General features: G+C 49.6%; 1 protein-coding gene. It reads right to left on the reverse strand.

The features are described from left to right. Positions 1-147 precede the first annotated feature (147 nt). Positions 148-258 carry a hypothetical protein gene (locus tag SB816_RS32685; RefSeq protein WP_410548337.1) on the reverse strand — a complete coding sequence of 37 codons (111 nt, stop codon included), beginning with the start codon at positions 256-258 and terminating at the stop codon, positions 148-150. Positions 259-262: the final 4 nt, after the last annotated feature.

The raw sequence follows: 262 nt of genomic DNA on the forward strand, positions 1-262 counted from the left end.
GCCTATTCATGTGGACGACCGATAAAAATTAACGCATCCTTAACCTTTGGCACAAGCATCTTTCGACTCATGCACAAATAAAAACATGGGCATAAAAAAACCCGGCTCGAAGCCGGGTTTTTCCAAATTCGTGACGACAAGCCGCGATCAGACAGCGAGCTTTGCCTTTTCGAAACGCTTGCGGTCGTTGGCGTCCAGGAACATCTTGCGCAGACGGATGGACTTCGGCGTCACTTCCATCAGTTCGTCTTCCTGGATCCAG

Origin of the sequence: Achromobacter sp. SIMBA_011 (assembly GCF_046535435.1) — a bacterium.
GTDB classification, from domain to species: domain Bacteria; phylum Pseudomonadota; class Gammaproteobacteria; order Burkholderiales; family Burkholderiaceae_B; genus Achromobacter; species Achromobacter dolens.